The following is an 18,983-nucleotide window of genomic DNA, read 5'->3' on the forward strand; positions in this document are numbered from 1 at the left end:
CCAACACCAAACGAATCGCGCTGTCAACACAGAAGCAGAGTGGGAAATGACCATACGAACCATTCCATCGGGACAATTGAACGGCCACGGGCTGTTGCCCAGGCTCCGCATCGCTGTGGTCGGGGCAGGGTACTGGGGCCCCAATCTTGCCCGGAACCTTAAAGCCAGCCCGGACTGGGATCTCGTTGCCATCTGCGACCTCGACGTCGAGCGGGGCCTCAAGCTCGCGGAGACGGTGGGCGGGGTGGCCGTCGTCGAATCCCTGGACGAGCTGTTGGATACCTACAATCTGGATGCCGTAGCCGTAGCGACTCCCGCGCATACCCATCATGGAGTGGTGATGACAGCCCTGCGCGCAGGCAAACACGTCCTGGTGGAGAAGCCACTTGCCGACAGCCGCACCAAGGGCCTGGAAATGGTGGAAGAGGCAAAGGCGCGGGGATTGGTCCTCATGGCAGACCACACCTACTGCTTCACTCCAGCGGTCCTCAAGATTCAGGAGCTGGTGGCCAGTGGCGCCTTGGGCGACATCCTGTATGTCGACTCCGTCCGCATCAACCTCGGCCTCGTCCAACCGGATGTCAACGTTTTCTGGGACCTGGCACCGCATGACCTGTCCATCCTGGACTTCGTCCTGCCCGGCGGGCTGCATCCCACGGAGATTTCCGCCCACGGCGCGGATCCGCTGGGAACCGGCAGGGACTGCGTTGGACACCTGACCTTCGGTCTGCCCAACGACGCCATGGTCCATATCCACGTGAACTGGCTCAGTCCCACCAAAATCCGGCAAATGATCATCGGAGGGTCAAAGAGGACCCTTGTGTGGGACGACCTCAACCCCCAGCAGCGCCTCAGCGTCTACGACCGCGGGGTCAGCCTGGAGCACCAACCCAGGTCTGCCGCAGACAAACGAACCTCAGCTATTTCCTACCGGCTGGGGGACACATGGTCCCCGGCCCTTCAGGAACGGGAACCCCTGGGCCAAGTAGTAAGCGAACTTGCCTCCTCCATCCGCAACCGGACAACACCACGGACCAGCGGTGAATCCGGGCTCCGCGTCCTGTCTGTGCTCGAAGCCGTCACCCGAAGCTTGAGCACTGACGGACAATCAACCATTGTCGCCGGGAATGAAGTCTCCCTCCAGGTTGTACGGTGAAAGAGCTTCCAGGAGCACATGTGCTGGTTACCGGAGGCGCCGGGACCATCGGATCGACGCTGGTTGACCAGCTGCTCGACGCCGGCGCGGCGCACGTCGACGTGCTCGACAACCTCGTCCGCGGCCGCCGTGCAAACCTCGGCGACGCCCTCGCCACTGGCAGGGTGCAGCTGATCGAAGGAGACCTGCGCGACCGCGACCTCGTCCACGATCTCACCCGGGGCAAGGACCTCCTCTTCCATCAAGCGGCCATCCGCATCACCCAATGCGCGGAAGAACCACGGCTTGCTTTGGAAGTCCTGGTGGACGGGACCTTCAACGTCTACGAGGCTGCTGCAACACACAAAGTGGACAAACTGATCTCAGCATCAAGTGCCTCCGTTTACGGCATGGCCGAGGCATTTCCCACCAAGGAAACCCACCATCATCACAACAACGACACCTTCTACGGCGCGGCAAAGTCCTTCAACGAAGGAATGGCCCGGAGTTTCCGCGCCATGTCAGGCCTGAACTACGTCCTCCTGAGGTACTTCAACGTCTACGGGCCCCGCATGGACGTCCACGGCCTCTACACCGAAGTCCTGGTTCGCTGGATGGAGCGAATAGTCGATGGCCTGCCCCCTGTGATTTTCGGCAGCGGAGACCAAACCATGGACTTCATCCATACCGAGGACGTTGCCAGAGCCAATGTCCTCGCCGCCCTCAGCGAAGTACGCGAAGGCGTCTACAACGTAGCCAGCGGTACCGAAACCAGCCTGGCGGAACTGGCTCAAACGCTGCTCAAAGTCATGGACTCACCCCTTGATGTGGAACACGGCCCGGAACGGGCTGTCAACGGAGTTGCCAGACGCCTCGCAGACGTCACGGCAGCACGCGAGGACCTGGGCTTCGAGGCCGCCATAGCGTTGGAAGACGGGCTGCGCTCGCTGGTCTCCTGGTGGCGTCCGCTGCGGGAAGAGATCGCCGCAGGCCGCGCGGTAGCCCGCCCCACGGCTCCGGCAGTGGGTGTGCGATGACTATCTCCGAAACCCAGCTGGGCCGTATTGATGTCATGAAGCCATGGCTGGGCGAGGCAGAGGCGCAGGCGCTTGCTGAAGTCGTCGCCTCCGGCTGGGTAGCCCAAGGCCCCAAGGTGCGGGAATTCGAGGACGCTTTTGCAGCTGGCCAGCATGCCGGATTCGCCATCGCAACCTCGAGTTGTACCTCCGCACTGCACCTGGCCCTTGTTGTTGCCGGCGTAGGAGCCGGTGACGACGTTGTGGTGCCGTCCTTCTCCTTCATTGCTACCGCCAATGCTGCTGCATACGTCGGCGCCAGGCCGGTTTTTGCCGATGTCGATCTTCATACAGGCTGCGTCACCGCTGCGACCATCAAAGCTGCACTGACTCCTGCCACCAAAGCGGTCATAGCCGTTGACCAGGGCGGAGTCCCGGTTGACTTGGAACCCATCCGGGCACTCTGCGATCCTCTCGGAATCATTGTGGTGGAGGACGCGGCGTGCGCCATCGGCTCCCTCTACCGCGGACAACCGGTGGGTTCCACCGCGGAGCTGTCAGCGTGGTCATTCCACCCGCGGAAAATCCTCACCACCGGAGAGGGCGGCATGCTCACCACTGCGCGCCAGGACTTCGGTGACAGGGCACGGCGACTTCGTGAACATGCAATGAGCGTTTCCGCCGCCGACCGGCACGCCAGCCTCCTCGCCGCCCCGGAGGAGTACCTCGAAATCGGGTTCAACTACCGCATGACCGATCTTCAGGCCGCCGTCGGAATCGTCCAACTCAGCCGCCTCGAAGCGGTTGTCCGGCGTCGCCGCGAACTCGCAGCGACCTACGCCCAAGCCTTTGCCGGCGTGGAAGGTCTCCGCCTGGTGAGCGATCCGGAGTACGGCATGAGCAACTTCCAGTCGTGCTGGCTTGAGGTGGGCCCGGCCTTCCCCGTCGGACGCGAGGTTCTGATGGCACATTTGGCCTCGGACGGGATATCTGCCCGTCGCGGGATCATGGCCGCGCACCGGCAACCTGCCTATGCAGGCGCCGATACAGGTGCCGCTGAACTGGGAGTCACTGAATGGTTGTCCGACCACACCCTGATCCTCCCGCTTTACCACGAACTTGCACTGCACGACCAAGTTAGGGTCATCGACTCCGTACTGCGCGCGGCGGGACAGCCATGAGCGAGCTACTTCTCATTGCTGCAAGCGGCCTCGCCCGGGAGGTGCTTGCCATGGTCCGCAGCAGCGGGCCGTTCGACGTCGTAGGGATCCTGGACGACGACGAGGACAAGCTGGGCCGCGTCGTGGACGGCGCCCACGTGCTCGGTCCGATCCGTGAGGCCATGAATTACCCCCACGCATTGCTGCTGATTTGCATTGGAACGGGGAGCGGCCGGGAAAGCGTCGTGCTGAGGCTCCGTGCTTTGGGCTTGGCTGAAGACCGCTATGCCACGGCGATAGATCCGTCGGTGCATGTTCCCGAGGGCTGCGTGATTGGCCGGGGAAGCATCATCCTCGCCCACGTGAGCATGACGGCGTCCGTGACCATCGGCAACCATGTTGTTGCCATGCCGGGGGTTACCTTCACCCACGACGACGTGATCGGCGACTATGCCACGTTGGCCTCCGGCGTCTCGCTCGGAGGAAACGTCCACATCGGCAGGGCGGCATACCTCGGAATGAACGCCAGTGTCCGCGAGCGCCTGAGCATTGGGGCGAAAGCGACCATCGGCATGGGGGCCGCTGTCCTTGCCGATGTTCCTGAGGATGAAACCTGGGCGGGTGTGCCGGCCCGGGTGATTCGGCGGGGTAATTCTCCTGAGCTGGAGGGCGTGAAATGAAAGTGATGCGGCCCAGGCCCCTGGTGAACCGGCCGACGGTGACGGTGGTGATTCCCTGCTACAACTACGGGCGGTATCTGCCGGAGGCTGTCAATAGTGCGTTGTCGCAGGAGATGGTGGAAGTGGACGTCATCGTGGTCGATGACGCGTCCACGGATGGCAGCGCAGCGATCGCGTGGGGGCTTGCCGCAGCGGATCCCCGGGTTTCGGTGGTCCATCATGGGCAGAACCAAGGGCATATTGCCACTTACAACGACGGACTTTCCAGGGCCCGGGGCCGTTACGTGACGCTGCTTTCGGCCGATGATGTGATCGCTCCCGGTGCACTGGGGCGTGCTGTGGCTTTGATGGAGGCCAACCCGAACGTGGGGATGGTTTATGGGTTGCCGAAGGACTTCGTTGATCAGCCCCCGCCTGTTGCCTTGCATGGGCGCACCACGTGGACGGTGTGGGAGGGTAGCCGGTGGCTCGCACTTGCGTGTGCCCGCGGACGGAACTTCATTCTGTCCCCCGAGGTGGTAATGCGGACCGAGACGGTGTTGAGTGTTGGCGCTTACAGTGCCTCGCTGCCACATTCGGGGGACTTGGAGTATTGGTTGCGTGCGGCTGCTTCCTGGGATGTTGGGCGGGTCAACGGGCCGGTGCAGGCTTTCTACCGGGTTCATGGGAACAACATGCACCAAACGGAGTTCGCTGCGGCGGCGGTGGACCTCCAGCATCGGCTTGAGGCCTTCCGGGTTCTTGAAGATGTCCGTTTTCCGATTACGTCAGAAAAGCGGGTTCGCCAGTTGCGGCGGGCCAAGGGTGCGCTCAGCAAGGAAGCCTCGCATTTGGGGGCAAGGGAAGTCATCCGTGGCGGCTCGCTGGAAACTGCCATTGAGTTGCGTAAGTTCATTGAGTGTCTGCAGGATGTCCCGGGGAATGTCCATAGGGCGAACGCGCTTCAGGCCAGGATCACACGTGTCTCACGTGGCGGTCGGCCACGGCCGGCAACGAGTGCTGCCGAGTTTGTCCGGAGCCAGCTTGAGCGCATCCGCTGGCGTTTGTGGGCCATGACAGGAATTTCATGACGACCGGTAGCGGTGCGGACCGCACTCTGGGCGCCCGGTCCGCGAGCGCCACGCTGTGGGGCGGGGTCAACATGGCCCTCGGCAGGATCGTCCAATTCGCCACCACCATCATCGTGGCCCGGATGATTGCGCCCGAGCATTTCGGTGCCCTGGCCGTGGCTATTGTGGTGCAAACCATCGCCACGAACATGGCAGAGCTGGGTGCTACAGCGGCGTTGGCCAGGGGCAACGGGGATCCGGACAGGATCGGACCAACTGTTTTCTCCATTTCTTTGGTGACCAGCGCAGTGATGACTGCCGGAGCCGTGCTCCTGGCTCCAGCTTTGGCTGCAGCTTTTGACGACCCCGCGGCGACTCCAGTGATCCAGGTACTCTCTTTGACCATCCTGTTCCAAGGTATTGGTGCTGTTCCGTCCACCATGGTGTGGCGTGAGTTCCTGCAGAAGCCGCGGGTTGTCGTTGACGTTGGCAGTGTGGCGGTAGTGCTGGTGCTCGTTGTTCCCATGGCGCTGGATGGGTGGGGGGCCATGGCGCTGGCCTGGTCCAGGGTGGGCGGCCAGTTCTTCGCCATGGTTGGGTATTGGGTCATCACGCCAAGGAGGTATGCCCCCGGCTTTGACCGCGCGGTGGCCAAGGAGGTCCTGCGCCTGGGCATGCCGTTGGCCATGGCCAACCTGGTGGTGTTTGTGACCCTCAACATGGATTACCTCCTCATTGGCCGAATGTTGGACCCGGCCGCCCTGGGTCTTTATCTGTTGGCCTTCAATTTGGCCGGTCTTCCGAGCTCGGTGATCACGGCAGTCATCCGTGCCACCGCGGTGCCCACTTTCGGCAGGCTGTTCGCCGAGGGCACCCTTGGGGAATTGGCGGGGCGGTTTGTTGCGGGGGTCTCGTATTGCGCGTTCCCTATCTCGGCGATGATCATCGCACTTGCAGAGCCGCTGATGGTCACAGCCTACGGACAAACGTGGGCGCCTGCAGGCATCGCGCTGGCGACCCTCGGCGTTTTTGGGGCCGCACGGATTCTTGTGGAACTCTTTGCCGACTTGAGCGTGGGTGCAGGGAGGACTGTATGGCTCTTTTGGGTCCAGGTGGTGTGGCTTGTTGCCCTCACACCCGCGCTGTATTTCAGTATCCGGTGGTGGGGGATTGCCGGTGCCGGCGTGGCCCACGCGGCTGTTGCCTGCCTGATTGTCATACCTACGTACGTCATGGTTCTTGCGTCAGTGCTGGGCGTCCGCGCCGGGGAGTTGTTGCGTGGAAGTATTGCCCCTCTTGCGGCGGCGATGGTTGCGGGATTCTTGGCCCGGATCGCCACGTTCAGCATCACGGACCCTGTGATGGCACTCGTGTTGGGATGCTGCTTGGGCGGATCCGCTTATGCCCTGCTGACGTTCCGGCAGGGCAAAGTACTCCTGCGGACAGTGCGTGGCCTGCTCCGTAAAGGCCAACCCCTGCCCGGGAACACGCCAGCGATGGAGGGTCGGCCATGATTCCGAACCTGCCGATCATGGGTCCAGGCCCGGTTCCAGGTGCCGATCTGGCAGTGGTTACCCCGAGCTATTTGCCTGACCGGGAGTTGTGCTTGGACCTGAACCGATCCGTCCTTGAGATGACTGCGCCCGGCGTCACTCACCACATCATCGTGCCGGATCATGACCTCCATGCTTTCGCCGGCCTTGGCGGGCCCAGGACAGAGGTGCACGGTGCCCGGGAATTTCTTCCGCGGTCTTTCACCAGGCTCCCGGGAGTCAATGTATGGATCAATTCCGCCCGCCCCTGGCCGCCGATCCGCGGCTGGATCGTCCAACAAATCATCAAACTGGCAGTAGTTGCGAGGCTTAATGTTGACGGGGCGTTGCTTCTGGACTCCGACAGCATCCTTATACGCGAGACAACCCTCGATACATTCCGCAAGGACGGTCGAGTGACTCTGTACCGCGCTCCCGGTGCCGTTGATCACACCCTTCCAGGGCACAGACTCTGGCATGTAACGGCACGCCGGCTCCTTGGCCTTGCGCCCCCACCGGCCTCCGACTTGGCGGACTACATTTGCTGGCCGTGCCTATGGGAGCCCGCTGTAGTGAGAAACATGCTTCAGCACATCCAAAATGTCACGGGTAGGGACTGGCCCACAGCAGTGGGAGCACAACTGCATTTTTCCGAAATGATGTTGTATGGCCTCTACGTAGATGAAGTCTCCGGCGGAACGGTCCCGGCCGTCAGCGAAATGCTGGGGATTGTCCACACCGCCGAGGTACCCCTGAGCCAGGCAGAAATCGAACGCCTCCTCAGCGGGGCAACCCAAAACAAGAATGTGGTGATGCTCTCCGCCAAGGCCGGGATACCGCTGGACGTGCGCAGGCGTGCGCTGCGGTCGTACCTTGACTCCTCGCTCGGGTCCGAACGGGGTGATCTCCAGTGAGAAGCATTTACCGCCGCGTTCTTACCCACGCCAGAGAGCATGGCTGGCGTTCGGTCACTAAGAAGGTGCTGCAAAGGACAGCCGCCAAAGCCCTTGAAAACCTGGCATTGGATGAGCCTGTGCTACCCCTTCGTCCTGAAGACATTATGGAGGCGGCAAGGCGAGGCACTGTGGACAAGCCACGTCCCAGAACGGGCAGCCTTGACGTCGGGTGGGTGTGCACGCCTCCGGGACCTGGCTCGGGCGGACACACCACTTTCTTCCGCATGGTCCAGGGCCTGGTTGACCGCGGCCACCGCTGCACACTGTATCTCTACGATCGAAACAGCGACGACGTTTCCCGTCACGCCTCCGTCATCCGGCAATACTGGCCGGACGTTGATGCCGGCATCAGAAGTGTTGCCGAAGGTTTCGACGGTTTGGACGCGGTGGTCGCAAGTTCGTGGCCAACCGCATATGCGGCCGCGACCCGTCGGGGACCGGACGTGCATGGTTTCTACTTCATCCAGGACTACGAGCCCTACTTCTACCCCCGGGGAACGTTGTATTGGCTCGCTGAGAACAGTTATCGCCTGGGGTTCACCAACATCGCCCTCGGAGAAATGATCACCCCCGTCATGAAAGCGGAAATAGGCCAGGAACCCGCCGCGACGGTGCCCTTCGCCTGTGACACCGCAACGTACCGACTGTTGGACGCCGGAGAACGTCAGGCGCCCCGCCAGGGGGTGGTCTATTACGCGAAGCGTGCTGTGGATCGACGCGGGTACCTCCTGGCCAAGCTGGCCTTGGAGCAGTTCCACTCCTTGCACCCGGAGCAGGAGATCCACGTATACGGGGACAGGATCACAGGATGGTCCATCCCTGTGAACAACCACGGCAATCTAAGCCCTGCCGAATTGAACAGACTGTACAACCGCACCATCGCCGGACTTGCGATCTCCTACACCAACATCTCCCTTGTCCCCGAAGAGTTGATGGCTGCCGGCAATGTTCCCGTCATCAATGAATCGACGTTCTCGGAACAGGTGATGAGGGACCCCGACGTCGTGTGGGCTCCGGCAACCCCCGGCCGGATGGCCGAGGCTCTTGCACAAGCAGTGGAAGCCCCCAACATAGACGCACGCGCGGCGGCCATTGCGCAACGGGGGCGTCTGGACTGGTCAGTGTCACGGGAGAACTTTGCCAGGGTTATTGAATTGGCCTGCGCCAACGAGCCCGGAAGTCCGGGGTTGTTATGAGGATCTCCAGGAATCGCATGAATCTCCAGCCCGCGCCGGCGCCCGCGGGGCTGGATGATCTCAACGTCAGCGGACTATCCCCCCGCGCACACGTGCCGTTGTTGATTAAATTTGCCGCTTTCGCCATCTTCTTCTTTCCCTCCAATATGGTGCTCAAACCGCTGGGAGCTGTAGGGACGTTGCCGCTGATGATTGCGTTGCTTCTTCTGGCGGTTTGGCTGTGCTCTGTCCTTTTTGGCCTGACCAACCCCCTGGACACCCGCCATCCCGGCCGCATGGGCTTGGTTCTCCTCTGGGTGGGAACATGTGCCTCCTATGCGGCCATGTACTCCGGCTACACGGGAGGAAGCGAAAGCCCTGCACGCGCTGCAGCTGACAGATGGCTGATCCTCCTGCTGGCCAGTGCAGGAATCATTCTGGTGACTGCGGAAGCCGTAAGGACGCTGAACACAGCCATGGCCTTGACGCGGGCCCTGTTGGCTGGCGCGGCATTTTGCTGTCTCGTGGCGGCTGTTCAATTCTTCTTCCGCGTTGATCCCATGCAGTTCCTGCAAATGGCGATGCCCGGGTTCACCAACAACGGGGGAAACACAACATTCCAGATACGTGGGTCGTTGATGCGTGTCTCGGGGAGCACCTTCCATTCAATCGAGATGGCCGTTGTCTGCGCAATGCTTCTTCCGCTGTCCATATGGCGGAGCCTGTACGATCAAAAGGGCCGGAAATGGGTGCATTGGACCATCACAGCACTCTTGGTTTTCGCCATCGCCTCAACAGTCTCGCGCTCAGGGATCCTCGGCCTGCTGGCCGGTATGGCTGTTTTCCTGCCTTTCCTGCCCCGGGTTGCCAGGCGTTGGGCTTTCGTTGCGGCCCCCGTGATCGTAGCCGTCTTGTTTCTCGGCGTCCCTGGCCTGGTGGGCACTCTGGGAGCATCGTTGACAGCGGGAGAAAGCGACCCGTCCATTACCACGCGAACCAACAACTACCCCCGGGTGGCGGCAATGGTGGATGAACATCCGTTCTTCGGCGTAGGTCCGGGAAACTACATGCCAACCAACGCCATACACATCCTCGACAACCAATATCTGAACGCAACAGTCACCATCGGTCTGGTGGGTCTGGTGGGCATGATCGCCTACCTGACGTTCCCAGGCATATCCGCCCTCCTCGCCGCCCGTGCTTCCCGCCTTCCCGCATTTCGATGCTTCGCGGGCGCCGTCGCCGCTGCCGGAATCGTTGCCGCCATCTGCTCCCTGACGTTCGACTCCATGTCATTCCCGGTCTTCGCGCTCGCCTATCCCTTCATCGTCGGGCTGTCCGGAGGAACGTGGAACATGGTGCGGCGGGAGCTCGAACATCAAAAAGATCCTGCTGCAACAGAGGGCCGAACGCGGCCGCCGCTTAACACGAAGAAACTACTCCCCAAGGAGAGATCATGGACCCCGTAGCCGTCATCAAAACCCTGTGGCGTTACAAAATCTTCGTACTCCCCGTCCTGTTGCTGACGGCGGTGGCGGCGGTCTACATGTTTTCCTACGCCCCCAGAACATACGAAGCCCGCACCACCTACGCCATAGTCGCCCCACAGGTACCAACGGCGGAACAGATCGAAAAGGATCCTGCCCTGGGCTTGCTCAACACTGACAACCCCTACCTGCGCTCTGCCGACACTTCCCTCGTAGCGCAGGTAGCTGTGACCCGTCTGAACGATGTTGCTACGGGCGATTTCCTTGCAGAACAAGGGCTCAGCACGGACTACAAGGTAGAACGGCCCTCGGACGCCTTCCTCATCGACATCTCCGGAATCTCAGATGACAAGGCCCAGGCAATCAGCACCGCCAAGGCGCTGGGGGAGCGCCTGGAGCAAGACCTAAGGACCATCCAAGCGATCAACGGCGCCTCTGATAGATACCTGTTCACGGCACTGGTCGTAGCTTCACCAGAGAAAGCCACAGAACAGTTCTCCAGCAGGTTGAGGTCCGTCATCGTCGTGGTGGTTGCCGGTCTGGTTCTCACACTTGGCGCAGTCTCGCTGGCGCGCGCGGTGGAGACCACCAGGAATCGGGAGAGTAAATCAAAAAACGATCCCCGCAAGCGCAGCTTGCGTAAGATCTCCGAAAGCAACCCGACGCTAGTACTGCCGGGTAAGGACCCAACCTTCGACGACAAGGCTCTGCCGATTTCGGAGCCCCTGGTGGCAATCCACCCACTTGAACCCCACGAAGATAGAAGAACCACCACCACACCATCTGTTCAACCAACCAACAGCCGCTAACGGTTGGGGACGATGCAGCAATGACCAGATTTGGTTACCTGGTGCCGGAATTCCCAGGTCAGACGCACAGCTTCTTCTGGCGTGAACTCAAAGCACTGACCGACCTCGGGCACCAGCCGGAGCCAGTTTCCACCCGCCGTCCACAGCAGCCCGGGACCGTGCCTCCCTGGGCACAGGACCAACTACCTAAGATTCATTACCTGGTCCCACCGGGCCTGTCCGGCATCGGCGGCACAGCCAAGACGGCCTTGGCCGGACTCCGCCACCTTGACACGCTGGTAGCAGCGTCCGGCATCCACCGGCAGCCCGCACTGACCCCGGCTCAGACCCGCGACGTTCTGCAAACGGCAGGACTGCTCTGGGCAGGAGCCGCCCTGGCCCGGCACGCGCGCACCAGAGGGTGGCAGCACATACATGTCCATTCCTGCGCCCACGCCGCCCAGGTAGCCCTGTTCGCCCATATGATCACCGGCATCACCTACAGCCTGACGCTCCATGGCCCCCTCAGCGACTACGGCCCAAACCAGCACCAGAAATGGCTCAACGCCAAATTCTCCCTCGTCATCACCGAACGGCTACTGAGTGAAACCCTGCAGCAACTTGAGGACGTCATGCCTGCGGACGTCAGTGTCGCCCCCATGGGGGTGGAACTGGCCGCCTTCACACGCACCGCACCTTACGTCCCGTGGGACGGTGCAGGACCTGCACGGCTGTTCTGCTGTGCCCGGCTCAACCCCAGCAAAGGTCACGAGGAACTCCTCACAGCGGTCCGTCTGATCACAGACACCGGAATAGACGTCGAGTTGACCATCGCAGGCGAGGACGAAATCGGAGGAAAGGGCTACAGGCAAGCCATGGAAAACCTCATCAAGGAACTCGATCTCACACAGCGGGTAACGCTCCTCGGTGCCGTTCCGGAGCACAGGGTCAAGGAAGAACTTCAAAGAGCACACATCTTCACCTTGGCCAGCCACCAGGAACCACTGGGTGTGGCCATCATGGAGGCCATGGCCATGGAGGTTCCCGTGGTAGCCACATCAGCCGGGGGCGTCCCGGACCTGATAGCTACCGGACAGTCCGGCACCTTGGTCGATCCCGGTAATCCCGCATCCCTGGCAGCGGCAATACTGCACACCCTCCACAACCCCTCGCGCTCTGCAGCCATGGGACAGCGGGCGCGGATAACTCTTGGCGAATCCTACGACGTCTCCAAGAGCGCCCGCATCATGGCAGCACGGATCTGAACCAACTCCCGGAAAGGGAAACAATGAAGGGCAAAACAGTTGGCCTCTGGGCCGGTTCTGCGCTCGCAATCGCGGCCGTCAGCCTGATCGCCGTCGTGGGATCAAGCCGGACCCCCACGCCCTCAGCCCTGCCGGTTCCCGGAAGTTCCCCCGGCAGCGGGTCCGCGCCCGGAACGTCCCTGGCACTGCGCGACGTGGACGGAGGACCGGACTACTACGGGAAATTTGCCAACAGCCTTCCAACAGACCCATCCTTCTTTCCTCTGGGGGTGTGGCTGGAAAGCGTCCTGGACAAAGGCAACACAGCCATGGACTCGGCAGCCGGCATCAACACCTACGTTGAACTGACAGGGAACTCCGACGTGCAGTTGATCAAAGACTCCGGCATGTATGCGCTGCCAACTTTTCGGCACGCTGCTGCCGCGGGCTACGTCTTGAGCGACGAAGTGGACATGTGGGCAGGCCCGGGGGACGCCCGATGGACCGGCAGATACCCAGGGGACGGCGCACCGTGTTTTCCCGAAGGCACACCATGCGGGTACACCATACAGAAGGAACGGCGGGCATACGCACCACAGAACGTCTTGCTTTACTCCAACTACGGAAAAGGCGTCACCTTCTGGGAATCCGACCAGGAAGCCCACGGATTCATCAGGGGAGTCCAGGATGTGGTCTCCGCGGATAACTACTGGTTCACCGATCCCAACATCTGCGGCAAAGGCGAAGGAGGTGCCATTGTTGGCTATGCAAGAGACCTGACGCGAGAGGAATGCCGACTAGCTGCCAACTATGGCTGGACCATCGACAGGCTACGGAATCTGCAGGACCCCGCCACCAGAATTCCTGTGTGGGCGTTCGTAGAGAATGGCCATCCTTCAGGCGATGTCCCCAACACCACAACAATCACCGGCCCTGAACTCAAGGCCGCAGTCTGGAGCAGCCTCATCCACGGCGCCCGGGGAATCATCTATTTCAACCACAATTTCGGCGGCCCATGCGTCACCCAACACGTCATTAGGGACTGCGGCAAAGACATAGTGCCCACACTCACTTCCGTGAACAAGCAAATCACAGACCTCGCACCCGTCCTCAACGCCCCCTTCCTTGACGGCGCCACCACAGTCACCGGCCCGGTAGACCTCGCCACCAAACTCCACAACGGCCACGTCTACATCTTCGCGGGAGCGAACAAGAACACCGGCGGCGCAGCGACCTTCACGCTGAAATGCGGCGGCAGCACCGCCGTCGTCATCGACGAAAACCGCACCATCCCCATAGTGGCCGGAACCTTCACCGACACTTTCGCCGACGGCAACGCCGTCCACCTTTACAGCATTGAAGGCGGGGGCAGCTGCGGCTTCTGACTAACGGCTGGTGTCGTCCCGCTCCCAACCAGGCAGCGCCTGAGGGCCAAACAGCGCACGACGGCGGCCCGCACCGGCGAACACGACGTAAACGGCGGCATCAAAAACGCTCAGCGGCCCCCTGACGGAGGCAAGCAACTGCCGTACAGTCCTCGCCGTGGAGGCACCGCCGGATACGAGATCCTGCTCCGCATTGCCCCGATACGTGCGCCTAAGAACAGACATCAACGCCTTGCACGTCCGGGGCGTCCGCACCACCACAGGAACCGTAGCCAACACCGCCTTCTCATGGGCAGAGAAGAGCCGATCCACATAGTAGTCATCACCAGTAAGAGGGGGAAAAGACCCCAGCCGCTCATGCCCGGTGAAACTCAACCCATAAGCACCCGCACCCCAAAGCGCCTCGGCATTGCCCGGTATACGGGAACGGGCACGGTAATACGAGCGCACCAATACCGAAGCGCCCTCGGTGTCATAGCGAAAAGCCGGACGGGCAGCCAGCAAAGTCCCATCCTCCAAAGCAACAAAAACTGCATGAAGCGCAGGGGCACTGACTTCAATATCGGCATCCAGGTACACGCGCGGCCATCGCTGCGTTGCCTGATCGGCAGCGTTCAACGCCGCAGTCTTGGAAGCCTCCGGCACGTGAAGCACCTGAACACCCCCGTACCTCGACGCGATAGCCTCCGTGGCATCCTTACACCCGTTACATGCCACCACCACATCAACTGTGCCCCACGCGATGACCTCGCTCAACGCCTCAAGCGTCCTGCTGATAACACCGGCCTCATTATGCGCCGGGATGATCACCGCACCGGAAGGATGGGTAACAGTCATGGCGTGGCTGCCGTCGTGGTCCGCGTCGCGTGCGGGAGCCTCTCCCAACGCCGCTGCATAAGGACCGCCAATGCAGCATCCCGATGCCCGGCTTTGTTCAACCGCGCAATTTCCGCAGCCAACACAGCACCACGGAATGCCAACGCCCGCCCACGTCCAAGATACTTCTCTGCATACCGCACCCTGTTGACCGACATCAAAGCAGTCAACTGCGGAGATGACCCCGAACCACCACGTTCATGCCACATCCGGGCAGCGGGTTCGAACCAAATGGAGAAACCCGCCGACCTCACCCGATGGCAATAGTCCGTCTCCTCCGAATACAAAAAGAACTGCTCATCCCAAGCACCCACCGCCTCCGACGCCGCAGAGCTAATCAGCAGAGCCGCACCCGTGGCCCAATCAACCCGGTGCCCGTGCAAATAGCTCTCAGTGTCAAAGTCCATCTCCGACAACCAACCCGGCCTGCCCTTCGCATGGCTACCCAAAGCAGCATCACCCAGCGCTCGCAGAACGCCCGGTTCACGGCGTAGCGACGGGTAGATGCTTCCGTCATCGTCCAACAGGACCGGTACCACCATGCCGGCTCCCTGCTCATCCATCCGCTGGAGCATGGCGGCCACCGCGCCTGGTTCCACGCGGAGGTCCGGGTTCAGGATGAGGTAGCTTCCTGCTTCCCCTGCAACAGAGAACGCAGCGTTGATTCCGCCCGCATAGCCGAGGTTTCCGCCCGTTCGCACTGCTGTGATGTCGGGGTGGTGTGCGAGCTCACGCAGCGTGCTCTCATCCGGGGAGTTGTCCGCCACTACCACTTTGATGGAAACATCGGCTGCTTCCTTGCGCAGGCTCGCCACCAGCGGCCCGACGTCGTCAGCGTTGTTGTAGGTGACAACCACGACGGCGACGTCGGCCGCTTCGGTGGCCGGGACGAACGATCCCGGAGCCCGGCTGGGCACGGGTTCCGGGACAGCGTATGCGGCGCTGGAAAGCAGCTTTCTTGGCTCGACGTCGGAACTGCTGGCGGTCCGCAACTTCACGTATGCCTCCGGCCCCTCCACCAAATAGCGGCGTGCCAAGCGGCGTGGCTCCAGCATCAGGCGCCATGCCCACTCAAGGCTGTGCGAACTGGCCCAGGAGGGAGCCCGCCGGACGTTCCCCGCCAGGAAATCGACCACGGCACCGAATGCCAGCAGGACCTTGGCGCCGGTCAGGTGACCGTACTCGGCTATCCACAGTTCCTGTCGGGGTTTTCCCAAGCAAACAATCAGGACATCGGGCGATGCCGCCCGTATCTCCCGGGCGAGCCTGCGGGAGGCTGCTGCGTCTCCCAGCGTGGACCTGGCGGGAGCCCACCAACCAACTACCTTCAGCTCAGGCCGCTCGGTTGCGAACTTGCTTGCGATCAGTTTTTGGGTCTCTTCCGAACCTCCCAGGAAACCCAGGCGCAAGCCGCGTGCCGCTGCTCCTGCCAGGAAGGGGTGAATGAGGTCGCTGCCGGCAAGCCGGGGCCATGTCTTTGACGTCAGGCGCCGAGCCTGGGTGGCCAGGGGGGCGCCGTCAATCAGGGTTAACCATTCAACAGGTGCGGGCGGGTCCAAAGTGCCTATCCAGCGGCTTCCGGTTCCGAAGTGTCGGATATGGTCCAGGTTTGCGGAGCAGACGCCCAGAGGGGGAGCATCGGGGGAGCCGGCGCGATCCAAAATTTCCCGAAGCGCGCCCTCAGCCTCCATGAGCTTGACCGGGACCCCGCCCAGATTCACCCAAGGAGCCTTAGCCACCGTCTCTGCGGAAGCGGCCACACTGTGGTGGTCCTCGCCCTGGGGTACGCCGGCGGGGACGCCGCGACGCGGGTAAAAGTGGGGGACTGCCCTGTGGAGGAGATCTCCCACGGGCATGATTTTCGGTAGCAGCATTCTCGGCTCCAACTCAAGGCATCACCATGTGGCCGACGATCCGAGGCTGCTGCACTGCCTGGATCGTCGGTGGCGGACCAGTGCCGCCGTGTCAACATGTTTATTTGAGTTGTCTCCCGGCCTCCTGCAAGAGGCTGCCGTACGGCTACTTTAGGACGTTTCGCAGGACTCCGCTAGAGTTCCAGGCCTTTGATGTACTCGGCCAGACGCTGTGCTGCCGGGGGTGGATCGAATCCGGTCGCGCGGATACCGGACAAATCCAGGACGCTGCTGCGCGGCCTTGGAGCAGTGTGGGGTCCTGCGTAGTCGGCGGTGCCGATCGGACGCACCAGATTCGGATCGGCGCCCACAAGGCGGTAGACATCGCGGGCCAGCTCAAACCAGGTCTGGGGGTTGCCACCGTTGCTGAGGTTGTACGTCCCGTACGGGGCTTTGTTGAGGAGCAGGTGACGAATGCCCGCTGCGATGTCGGACGCGAAACTCAATCGCCCCCATTGGTCATTCACCACCGTTGGCGAGGCACCCTTCGCGGCCAACGCCGCCATGGTTCGAACAAAGTTCCTGCCGCTGCCCACTACCCAACTAGTCCTGACGATGTAATGCCTTGGCGCGATGCCCGCCGCGAGGTCGCCGGCAGCCTTGCTTTGGCCGTAGACCCCCAGGGGAGCTGGAAGCTCATCCTCGAGGTGAACCTCTGCTGTGCCGTCGAAAACGTAGTCACTGGAGATGTGGACAAGAGTTAGTGAATGCTCGACGGCGGTACGCGCCAAGCGGGAAACGGCGGCGGCGTTGATGCTCCAGGCAGCAGCCCGGCCTTCCGGTGTTTCGGCGACATCTACCGCGGTGAACGCGGCGGCGTTGATGATGGCGGAATATTCGCGCCAGTTCACAGCCCGATAGGAGTCCTCGGAGGTGATGTCGAACCGCGCGCGGCCCGCGAACTCCACTGTGGAGTCACCCGCGAAGGCACTCCGAAGGCCAGTGCCCAACTGGCCGTCCGCTCCAAGGACCAGAGTGCGCCGCCTGGGCACTGGCACGACGTTTGCCAGCCGTGGGTGCTTCTGGTCCGGCGCGGAGATTACGCAATGATCCAAGGGGATCGGCCAGGGAACTGCCACATCCTCGTCGGCGAGGTTAAGGAACGTGTAGTCCTTCTGTGCCTCCGTGCTCCAATGGTCGTTGACCAGGTACGTGTAGGCGGTGTCGTCCTCCAGGGTCTGGAATGCGTTGCCCACGCCGCGGGGGACGTAGATGGCCTCGCCGGGGGTCAGTTCTGCGGTGAACAGCCTCCCGAACGTTGGCCCCTCCCGCAAGTCCACCCACGCGCCGAAGATCCGTCCGGAGGCCAGTGAAACGAACTTGTCCCAAGGCTCCGCATGGATACCGCGAACCGTTCCACGAACTGCGTTGAAGGAGATGTTGTTCTGCACCGGGCCAAAGTCCGGCAACCCGGCATCAAGCATCTTGCCCCGGTGCCAGTTCTCTTTGAACCATCCTCTGCCATCCCCATGAACAGGAAGCTCAAACAGCAGCAGTCCGGGGATGGGCGTGGCCCGTGAACGTAGCTGGCGTCCCTGTTCCACGCCTTAGTGCCCTTGACCTGCGTACTTGGATTCCGTGGCCGCTTTCTGCGGTCTCCACCACTGTTCGTTGTCCTTGTACCACTGGACGGTGTCAGCCAGTCCGGCGTCGAAGTCCGAATAGCGGGGCGCCCAACCGAGCTCACGCCGAAGTTTGCCCGAATCGATGGCGTACCGCAGATCATGACCTGGCCTGTCCGTGACCAGGTCATATGCTTCGCGCGGCCGTCCTGCGAGGGAGAGCAGCATCTCAACCACCTCCCGGTTGGACCTTTCGCCGTCTGCGCCTATCAAATAGGTTTCGCCCACGCGTCCGCCCTCCAAAATTGCCAAGACTGCGGAGGAATGGTCTTCCACGTGGATCCAGTCACGAATATTCCGCCCGCTGCCGTAAAGATGTGGCCGGTTCCCGTCCAGGATGTTGGTTATCTGCCGCGGTATGAATTTCTCCACGTGCTGGTACGGGCCGTAATTGTTGGAGCAATTGCTAATGGTTGCTTTGAGGCCGAATGAGCGCACCCACGCGCGCACCAACATATCCGAGCCGGCTTTCGTTGCCGAATAGGGACTCGTTGGCCGATACACGGAATTCTCCGTAAAGCGGTGGGGATCGTCCAGCGCCAAGTCGCCATAGACCTCATCGGTGGAAATGTGATGGAATCGCGTGCCGTGCGTTCGTGCGGCTTCGATCATGGTGAACGTTCCCGTAAGATTTGTATCAAGAAAGGGTCGGGGATCCTGCAGCGAATTGTCGTTATGGGACTCTGCTGCGAAATGCACCACCGCTTCAACGGATTCCGTCAGCTTGTCAACCAACACTGCATCGCAAATGTCTCCCTTGACGAAGGTGAAGCGCTCCGGCGGCAGCCCGGAGAGAGATTCGATGTTCCCGGCATACGTCAGTTTGTCCAATACCGTGACATGAAGCCCGGTGTGCTCCATGATGTAGTGGACAAAGTTGCATCCGATGAATCCGGCCCCGCCGGTGACAAGGATTCTCTGCATGGCCCTAGAGTAACCGCCAGCGGCAATACTGGGCACAGGTG

General features: G+C 61.7%; 16 protein-coding genes. 12 read left to right on the plus strand and 4 right to left on the minus strand.

The window, feature by feature from the left end; genetic code table 11:
- Positions 1-46: 46 nt before the first annotated feature.
- The 12 genes from MOD31_RS07375 to MOD31_RS07430 are packed head-to-tail and all read left to right on the plus strand — an operon-like array spanning position 47 to position 13,607.
- Positions 47-1,156, plus strand: a complete 1,110-nt coding sequence (locus MOD31_RS07375; protein ID WP_223940328.1) for a Gfo/Idh/MocA family protein — start codon at positions 47-49, stop codon at positions 1,154-1,156.
- Entirely contained in the window at positions 1,153-2,172 is a 1,020-nt protein-coding gene (locus tag MOD31_RS07380; protein ID WP_250820210.1) for an NAD-dependent epimerase/dehydratase family protein, read from the plus strand. The genes MOD31_RS07375 and MOD31_RS07380 overlap by 4 nt, the downstream gene beginning before the upstream one ends.
- Entirely contained in the window at positions 2,169-3,332 is a 1,164-nt protein-coding gene (locus MOD31_RS07385; RefSeq protein ID WP_142939183.1) for a DegT/DnrJ/EryC1/StrS aminotransferase family protein, read from the plus strand. Before MOD31_RS07380 ends, MOD31_RS07385 begins: the two co-directional genes overlap by 4 nt.
- Positions 3,329-3,991, plus strand: coding sequence for an acetyltransferase (locus MOD31_RS07390; RefSeq protein ID WP_142939182.1), 663 nt, complete (start codon positions 3,329-3,331; stop codon positions 3,989-3,991). Before MOD31_RS07385 ends, MOD31_RS07390 begins: the two co-directional genes overlap by 4 nt.
- Positions 3,992-3,996: 5 nt before the next feature.
- Entirely contained in the window at positions 3,997-5,061 is a 1,065-nt protein-coding gene (locus MOD31_RS07395) for a glycosyltransferase family 2 protein (protein ID WP_250820211.1), read from the plus strand.
- A complete protein-coding gene (locus MOD31_RS07400; RefSeq protein ID WP_250820212.1) occupies positions 5,058-6,554 on the plus strand; it encodes an oligosaccharide flippase family protein in 1,497 nt (498 codons plus the stop codon). Before MOD31_RS07395 ends, MOD31_RS07400 begins: the two co-directional genes overlap by 4 nt.
- Positions 6,551-7,486 (plus strand): DUF6492 family protein, encoded by a 936-nt coding sequence (locus MOD31_RS07405; RefSeq protein ID WP_223940333.1) that lies wholly within the window; start codon positions 6,551-6,553, stop codon positions 7,484-7,486. Before MOD31_RS07400 ends, MOD31_RS07405 begins: the two co-directional genes overlap by 4 nt.
- Complete coding sequence (locus MOD31_RS07410; RefSeq protein ID WP_250820213.1) at positions 7,483-8,724, plus strand: glycosyltransferase family 1 protein; 1,242 nt, start codon at positions 7,483-7,485, stop codon at positions 8,722-8,724. Before MOD31_RS07405 ends, MOD31_RS07410 begins: the two co-directional genes overlap by 4 nt.
- Before the next feature lie 17 nt (positions 8,725-8,741).
- Complete coding sequence (locus MOD31_RS07415) at positions 8,742-10,172, plus strand: O-antigen ligase (protein ID WP_250820214.1); 1,431 nt, start codon at positions 8,742-8,744, stop codon at positions 10,170-10,172.
- Positions 10,160-10,999 (plus strand): chain-length determining protein, encoded by an 840-nt coding sequence (locus MOD31_RS07420; RefSeq protein WP_223940336.1) that lies wholly within the window; start codon positions 10,160-10,162, stop codon positions 10,997-10,999. The genes MOD31_RS07415 and MOD31_RS07420 overlap by 13 nt, the downstream gene beginning before the upstream one ends.
- Before the next feature lie 20 nt (positions 11,000-11,019).
- Positions 11,020-12,243, plus strand: a complete 1,224-nt coding sequence (epsE, locus tag MOD31_RS07425) for an exopolysaccharide biosynthesis GT4 family glycosyltransferase EpsE (protein WP_166840709.1) — start codon at positions 11,020-11,022, stop codon at positions 12,241-12,243.
- 23 nt (positions 12,244-12,266) lie between these two features.
- Complete coding sequence (locus MOD31_RS07430) at positions 12,267-13,607, plus strand: hypothetical protein (protein WP_166840707.1); 1,341 nt, start codon at positions 12,267-12,269, stop codon at positions 13,605-13,607.
- Here MOD31_RS07430 and MOD31_RS07435 read toward each other — a convergent pair whose 3' ends face one another.
- The 4 genes from MOD31_RS07435 to rfbB form a co-directional block, all read right to left on the minus strand.
- Positions 13,608-14,444 carry a glycosyltransferase family 2 protein gene (locus tag MOD31_RS07435; protein WP_166840705.1) on the minus strand — a complete coding sequence of 279 codons (837 nt, stop codon included), beginning with the start codon at positions 14,442-14,444 and terminating at the stop codon, positions 13,608-13,610.
- Complete coding sequence (locus MOD31_RS07440; RefSeq protein WP_250820241.1) at positions 14,441-16,339, minus strand: WecB/TagA/CpsF family glycosyltransferase; 1,899 nt, start codon at positions 16,337-16,339, stop codon at positions 14,441-14,443. Before MOD31_RS07440 ends, MOD31_RS07435 begins: the two co-directional genes overlap by 4 nt.
- Positions 16,340-16,530: 191 nt before the next feature.
- A complete protein-coding gene (locus tag MOD31_RS07445) occupies positions 16,531-17,940 on the minus strand; it encodes a bifunctional dTDP-4-dehydrorhamnose 3,5-epimerase family protein/NAD(P)-dependent oxidoreductase (RefSeq protein ID WP_250820215.1) in 1,410 nt (469 codons plus the stop codon).
- Positions 17,941-17,943: 3 nt separating this feature from the next.
- Positions 17,944-18,942, minus strand: coding sequence for a dTDP-glucose 4,6-dehydratase (rfbB, locus tag MOD31_RS07450; protein WP_250820216.1), 999 nt, complete (start codon positions 18,940-18,942; stop codon positions 17,944-17,946).
- Positions 18,943-18,983 lie beyond the last annotated feature (41 nt).

The organism is Paenarthrobacter sp. TYUT067 (genome assembly GCF_023656375.1).
Lineage (GTDB): Bacteria > Actinomycetota > Actinomycetes > Actinomycetales > Micrococcaceae > Arthrobacter.

Excerpts from the sequence above, each read along its gene's own strand:
- MOD31_RS07395 (WP_250820211.1), top strand. The coding sequence starts at position 3,997 with ATGCGGCCCAGGCCCCTGGTGAACCGGCCGACGGTGACGGTGGTGATT.
- epsE (WP_166840709.1), top strand. The coding sequence starts at position 11,020 with ATGACCAGATTTGGTTACCTGGTGCCGGAATTCCCAGGTCAGACGCAC.
- rfbB (WP_250820216.1), bottom strand. The coding sequence starts at position 18,942 with ATGCAGAGAATCCTTGTCACCGGCGGGGCCGGATTCATCGGATGCAAC.
- MOD31_RS07415 (WP_250820214.1), top strand. The coding sequence starts at position 8,742 with ATGAATCTCCAGCCCGCGCCGGCGCCCGCGGGGCTGGATGATCTCAAC.
- MOD31_RS07405 (WP_223940333.1), top strand. The coding sequence starts at position 6,551 with ATGATTCCGAACCTGCCGATCATGGGTCCAGGCCCGGTTCCAGGTGCC.
- MOD31_RS07400 (WP_250820212.1), top strand. The coding sequence starts at position 5,058 with ATGACGACCGGTAGCGGTGCGGACCGCACTCTGGGCGCCCGGTCCGCG.
- MOD31_RS07375 (WP_223940328.1), top strand. The coding sequence starts at position 47 with ATGACCATACGAACCATTCCATCGGGACAATTGAACGGCCACGGGCTG.
- MOD31_RS07440 (WP_250820241.1), bottom strand. The coding sequence starts at position 16,339 with ATGCCCGTGGGAGATCTCCTCCACAGGGCAGTCCCCCACTTTTACCCG.
- MOD31_RS07385 (WP_142939183.1), top strand. The coding sequence starts at position 2,169 with ATGACTATCTCCGAAACCCAGCTGGGCCGTATTGATGTCATGAAGCCA.
- MOD31_RS07435 (WP_166840705.1), bottom strand. The coding sequence starts at position 14,444 with ATGACTGTTACCCATCCTTCCGGTGCGGTGATCATCCCGGCGCATAAT.
- MOD31_RS07390 (WP_142939182.1), top strand. The coding sequence starts at position 3,329 with ATGAGCGAGCTACTTCTCATTGCTGCAAGCGGCCTCGCCCGGGAGGTG.
- MOD31_RS07430 (WP_166840707.1), top strand. The coding sequence starts at position 12,267 with ATGAAGGGCAAAACAGTTGGCCTCTGGGCCGGTTCTGCGCTCGCAATC.
- MOD31_RS07420 (WP_223940336.1), top strand. The coding sequence starts at position 10,160 with ATGGACCCCGTAGCCGTCATCAAAACCCTGTGGCGTTACAAAATCTTC.